A 4,427-nucleotide genomic window follows, 5' to 3' on the forward strand; every position below is an offset into this window, starting at 1 on the left:
ATCTAGACAAGTGGGATCGCCTCGACCGTTCCGGCCGCGACCAGGCCGTGGGCCGCTTTCAGTCGAACGGGGCACCGCTGACGAGTAGCCCGCACGAGCAGGCGGCAGAGTTCGATGAACCCGACTTCGAGGCGAAGACCTCGACCGGGTTCACCGTGATCCCGGAGTTCTCCCACATGGCGAGAGCCCGCCCGGTAGAAGCAGGCGAGCGGATCTTCCGTCGCGCCTACAACTATCAGGGGCCACCCGTCGGGGATGAGCTGTCGGAGTCGGGGCTGATCTTCGTCTCCTACCAGGCGGACGTGGAGCGGCAGTTCGTGCCGATCCAGCGCCGTCTGGACGAGCTCGATCTGCTGAACGAGTGGACGACCCCGATCGGCTCGGCCGTGTTCGCGCTCCCTCCCGGATGCGCGGAGGGCGGCTTCATCGGCGACACCCTCCTCACCTGAGCCGACGTGCCCTGCGCTCGGCTCGATGAACCAATACAACAACCAACATCAACTGTTGACTGAACGAAAGACACACACAATGCGAAAGAACCATGACTCGAACAAGCGCCCCCTCCTCGTGACCGGGGCTGCCGCCCTGGGCGCGCTCGCGCTCACCCTGGGCGGCGCGGCCGCAGCGCAGGCGCACGTCACCGTGAACGCGGATACCGCCGCGGCGGGCGCCTATTCGGTGCTCACCGTGAGCGTGCCCCACGGCTGCGACGGATCGGCCACGACGAAGGTTGCGATCCAGATCCCGGACGGCATCAACGCGGTCACCCCGACCCGCAACAGCTTCTACACGGTCGAGAAGACCATGGAGCAGCTGGACGAGCCGATCACCGATAGCCACGGCAACGAGGTCACCGAACGCGTCGCCGAGGTCGTCTACACGGCCTCGACGCCGCTGCCTGCGGATCAGCGCGACGTGTTCGAGCTGTCGCTGCAACTCCCCGAGGACGCGGCAGGCGAGACCCTGTATTTCCCCACCGTGCAGAGTTGCGAGGAAGGCGAGTCGGCGTGGGTGCAGATCCCCGCAGACGGGCAGGATCCCCACGAACTCGAACTGCCCTCGCCCGCCGTCGAGGTGACCGCCGCGAGCGATGCCGGGCACGGTGACAACGCCGCCGAGGAATCGACGGAGGCTGCCGGCGCGACGGAGGCGACCGGGAACGATCAGACGCCGCTCGTAGTGACCTCGCTGGTCATCGGCGGGCTGGGCCTGATCGCGGGAGTGATCGCACTCATCCGGGGCCGTAAGCAGGCATGACCCTCACCATCGCCGGGGAACACCCACCGCGCGCAGGGCGCACGGTCCTGCGTGCGGTGGGCGCGCTGCTGCTCGGGCTGCTGTTCGCGCTCGGGGCCGGGGTCGCGCCCGCGCAGGCGCACGCCGAGCTGCTGAGCACGAATCCCGAGGACGGTGCCGTGCTCGATACGGCACCCGCCACGGTGGAACTGCGGTTCAACGAGCCCGTGCAGCTCATCGAGGACGCGATACGTCTGTTCCCCGGCGACGGTGACCCCGTAGTGCTCACCGCCCGCACGGTCGATACGACCGTCACCATCGCCCTGCCCGACGAACTCGGAGAGGGCGCGTACGCGCTCGCCTACCGGGTCGTATCCGCCGACGGGCACCCCATCGGCGGGGCGCTGACTTTCCAGGTCGGTGACGGCGACTACACCGTACCCGACACGAGCGCGGCACCCGCCGATCCGGTCATGACTGACACCATCGTGTCGATCCTCACCGTCGCGCAGTACCTCGGGCTGCTCCTCCTGGCGGGGCTGTTGTGCTTCGACCGCATCGTGCTTTGCCGCGCCGAGATCCCAGGCCCTGGTACTCGCCGGATCCTGCGCTATGCCATCGGCTTGGCGGTGGCAGCGTCGCTGCTGCTGATCCCGGCATCGGGGTCGCGCGTCACCGGCCACGAGTTCATCACCTACTTGCCCGAGAGCGGCGACCTCGTCCTCCTCCCCGCAAGCACCTGGATGCCTGGCGTCTCCTGGCAACTCCTCGCCGCCGCCGCTCTCGTCACCGTGCTCGGCATCGCCGCCACGATCCTGGAATCCCGCACGCGAGGGGTCGCGGGCAGGGCCCGGGCGCTCGGATGCGCGGCCCTCGCGCTTGCCGCACCGCTCCTGGTCGGCCACACCCAGACCGTACAACCCGTCTGGGTGATGCTCGCCGCCGACTGCGGTCACCTGGTCGCCGGGGCGTTCTGGCTCGGCGGGGTCGTCGGGCTGCTGCTCTATCTTCGTGCCGCGCGCCCAGCAGTACGCGGTGGGCGGCCCCGCATCCCGCCCCGGGAGACGGCCGAGGTGGTCGCCCGGTTCTCTAGGTTCGCACTCTACAGCGTGATCCTGCTCGCGGTCAGCGGCACGGTCATGGCCGTGCTCATCGTCGGTTCCTGGCAGGCTCTCGTCAGCAGCGGGTACGGCTTGCTCCTCACGATCAAGCTCATCATCGTCGGAGCGGTCATCGCGGTCGCCGCATGGAACCGCACCGACCTTCTGCCCCGCATCACCCGGCACCCGGCCGACGAGCGGCAGTGGGTGAGCCTGCGCCGCACCCTCACCGTCGAGGCCATACTGCTGGTCGCGGTGCTCGCGGTCACCGGGTTCCTCACCAACACCAGCCCCACCACGACCCCCGAGCATTCGCACGGCACCGAGACCACCGCACCCACGGAGCAAGAGACGCCCGTGCATGCCGAGTCGCAAGGACTGACCGTCGACGGCACGATCACGCCAGCGGCCACCGGGAAGAACACGGTCACGTTCCGCCTGGAATACAAGGGCGAACCCATCACGACCGAAGACGTGACGGTCGAGGCACGCCTGCCCGAGCAGGAACTCGGCCCGTTCACCGCAACCCCGCAGCTCGACCCGGCGACGGGCGAGTATGAAGCGGCGCTCACGATGCCAGTGGCGGGCGAGTGGCAGATCCAGGTCACAACCCGCATCGACACCTACACCCAACCCATCGCGATGATCCCCGTTACCGTTCGTTAAGGTGTAGGGCGGCTTCAGCGGCACATCGCACTGCGCTTTGACCCCACTAGAGCCCGCGCGCCGGGCCCTCGTGCCGGGGTGCGCTTCGATGCTGCTGCTCGTAGTCGTGTGACAGGGTGCGCTCTCGCTCGGCTAGTTGGGCGTCACGGGAGGCCTGTGCTGCGCGGGTTTGCTCGATCCTCTCTATGGCTTCGGCAGGGGTGAGCGTGCGGAGCAGTTCGGCTTCCTCCCGCGCCTGGCTCGCGGTGTTCGCTGCTCGTGCGGCTTGTTGCGCGGGGTTGGTGGTGAGGTATGCCTGCTGATTGCGGATCACCCGTTCCGAGCCGAACACTCGCGCGAACGCGACGAGTCGTTCGGTCTGTGCTCGCTCTGGCCGGTTCAGCAGCGCGTCGCGTGCCGCCCGGTGCTCCCGTTCGGCGTCGAGCACGCGCGGGTCGCTGTCGATTCGGGGCCGGGTGACTCGCTCCACCCACGCATCGGCGCGTGCGTTCCACCTCGGCGGCTCGCCCCACTCGCTCGTCACCTGCTGGCATGCTTCGGCGGTGCGCGTCTGGACGTTCTCGTGTTCGTCGCGGGCGCGGCGCTTCCCGAACCACGACGACGCCCGCACCTGCTTACTGGCTTCCTGTTCAGCGGCGTCGGCCTGCTCCCAGTCGGCAAGTGCCCCTCTCGCCGCGGAGACGATCGGCGCGGCGACCTCGGCGCGCACCTGCTCAGCACGCTGCCGTGCGGTCTGCTCGGCTGCTCGCGCCATCTCCCGTACTTCGACCTCGCGGTCGCTGAGGGCGGCAAGGGCGGCGCTGACTTGTTGCCAGCGTGCGGCCTGGGCCTCAGCCGTTGCCGCGCGCTTGTCGAGCGCCGCTATCTCGTCGTTCACGAACCGCACGGGGCCGTGCTCAGTCAGCCCGGCGACTTCTTCGACAGCGCGGCGGGTGGCGTCGGCAAGGCCTCGGTCGGCACGGTCGCGCTCCATCGCCTCGATGAACTGCGCCCTGGCGTCAGCCAGGTTCTCGGCGACGACGTGCAGCACGTTCGACTCTCGCCCGCGGGTCATCCCGACGTACACGCCCGCGGCGCTGGTGGAGTCGGTGAGGATCGTGTGCGACCCTGCGACGGTCGCGCCCTGCACCCCGTAGGCGGTCGCCGCATATGACAGGTGCGCGTGCTCGGCCACATAGTCGGCGGGGAGCCTGACGGTGCGCTGCCGCTTCCGACCGCTCCCGGCCTCGCGCACGGAGACCGCGCCATCGTCCTCGACGTGCTGCACGACCCACTGCTGCCGATTCGCCACCCCCACATCGGTGTTGTTCTTCCGCGTCTGAATCACATCCCTGACCCCGATAGGCAGGCCGTCGTTCCCGTACACGGTCGTCGTGTCGTCGACGACACCGTGCGAGACTCGCTCCTCGCGGATGCGGGCGTTGA

General features: G+C 68.9%; 3 protein-coding genes and 1 pseudogene. 3 read left to right on the forward strand and 1 reads right to left on the reverse strand.

Going from position 1 to position 4,427, the window contains the following annotated elements:
- The 3 genes from ACTIAO_RS17110 to ACTIAO_RS17120 form a co-directional block, all read left to right on the forward strand.
- Positions 1-449 (forward strand): Dyp-type peroxidase (locus ACTIAO_RS17110; RefSeq protein ID WP_441907293.1); only part of this gene is annotated, 449 nt, incomplete at its 5' end.
- Between the two features lie 79 nt (positions 450-528).
- Positions 529-1,257, forward strand: a complete 729-nt coding sequence (locus tag ACTIAO_RS17115; protein ID WP_193058508.1) for a YcnI family copper-binding membrane protein — start codon at positions 529-531, stop codon at positions 1,255-1,257.
- Positions 1,254-3,002 (forward strand): copper resistance CopC/CopD family protein, encoded by a 1,749-nt coding sequence (locus ACTIAO_RS17120; protein ID WP_441901111.1) that lies wholly within the window; start codon positions 1,254-1,256, stop codon positions 3,000-3,002. The genes ACTIAO_RS17115 and ACTIAO_RS17120 overlap by 4 nt, the downstream gene beginning before the upstream one ends.
- Positions 3,003-3,048: 46 nt before the next feature.
- Here ACTIAO_RS17120 and ACTIAO_RS17125 read toward each other — a convergent pair.
- Positions 3,049-4,427: pseudogene (locus tag ACTIAO_RS17125) on the reverse strand (MobF family relaxase); the annotation flags it as partial.

The sequence above is a fragment of the Microbacterium sp. genome, assembly GCF_052099035.1.
Lineage (GTDB): Bacteria > Actinomycetota > Actinomycetes > Actinomycetales > Microbacteriaceae > Microbacterium.